Annotated in this window: 1 protein-coding gene; it reads left to right on the plus strand. The window is 62.8% G+C overall.

Annotation, left to right across the window (positions count from 1 at the left end; all coding sequences use genetic code 11):
- Window positions 1–1,329 (plus strand): dihydroorotase (locus NW857_RS12940; RefSeq protein WP_414369196.1); only part of this gene is annotated, 1,329 nt, incomplete at its 5' end.
- Window positions 1,330–1,458: the final 129 nt, after the last annotated feature.

Below are 1,458 nucleotides of genomic sequence, written 5' to 3' on the forward strand. Positions count from 1 at the left end.
GGCGCTTTGTCTGACAGTCTGCTGATCCGCAATGCGGAGCTATTGGTGCCGGAAGGGGATCCCTGGCTGGGAGATGTGCTGGTGCGGGAGGGACGCATTGCCCAAATCGGCCAGAATCTCTCGGCAGAAAGGGTGGCTAGGGTTATCGACGCGGAGGGCCATACCCTCATGCCGGGGGTGATCGACCCCCAGGTTCACTTTCGCGAGCCGGGCCGGGAGCACAAAGAAGACCTACAGACGGGATCCTGGGCCTGCGCTCGCGGTGGGGTAACCAGCTTTCTGGAGATGCCCAATACGGATCCGCTGACGATCGACCAGGCAACGCTGGATGACAAGTTGGCCCGGGCCGCCAGCAAGTGCGTGGTCAACTACGGCTTTTTCATCGGGGCCACCGCCGATAACCTCAAAGAGCTGCAAACGGTGCAAGGGGCTTGCGGCATCAAGATCTTCATGGGATCCATGCATGGCCCCTTGCTGGTGGATGACCAAGCGGCATTAGAGCGGATCTTTGCCGAGACGGATCCCAATTTTGTTATCGCCGTCCACGCTGAAGATCACTCGCGGATTCAAGCCCGGCGGGCCCTCTTTGCCGGACGTACAGATGTGGCGGTTCACTCCCTGATTCAGGATGAAGAAGCCGCGCTGATTGCCTCGCAACGGGCTTTGGACTTGGCCACCCGCTACCGCCACCGCCTGCACATTTTGCACCTCTCCACCGGCCTGGAGGTGGAGCTGCTGCGCCAGCACAAACCCGCCTGGGTTAGCGCCGAGGTCACCCCTCAGCACCTGCTGCTCAGCACCGCCGACTACGCCCGCCTGGGATCCCTCGTCCAGATGAACCCGCCGCTGCGGGATCCGGCTAACCTGAACCAGCTCTGGCAGGGGCTACACGACGGCATCCTTGATTGCATCGCCACCGACCATGCCCCCCACACCCTGGCCGAAAAGGCCCAGCCCTACCCCCACTCCCCCTCTGGCATGCCCGGTGTGGAGACGGCCTTGCCCCTGATGCTGACCGCAGCCCAGCAGGGCCGCTGTACCCTGCGCCAGGTGGTGCAGTGGATGTGCGAGGCGCCGGCCCGCCTCTACGGGATCCCCAACAAGGGGCGGCTGCAGGTGGGCTACGATGCCGATCTAGTATTGGTGGATCGCCACACGCCTCAGCCGGTGCGCCGGGAAGAGCTGCTCACCAAATGCGGCTGGAGCCCGTTTGAGGGCTGGGAGCTGGTGGGCTGGCCGCTGGCCACAATTGTGGGCGGGCAGATCGCCTTTCAAAACGGTCAGGTGGATCCCTCGGTGCGCGGCCAGGCGCTAACCTTTCGGCGCTAGGGGGATCCCCTTCGAGGTTGCACCTGTTCAAACCTTTCAAGATGGCGGTTGAACACTGAGCTGCTTCGGCTTCTCCCTGCCTAGGCAAGAGGAGCAGAGCTCCAGATCCCATCTCAGTTTATAGTCTTA

It is taken from the genome of Synechococcus sp. H55.9 (assembly GCF_047462355.1).
Taxonomy (GTDB): domain Bacteria; phylum Cyanobacteriota; class Cyanobacteriia; order Thermostichales; family Thermostichaceae; genus Thermostichus.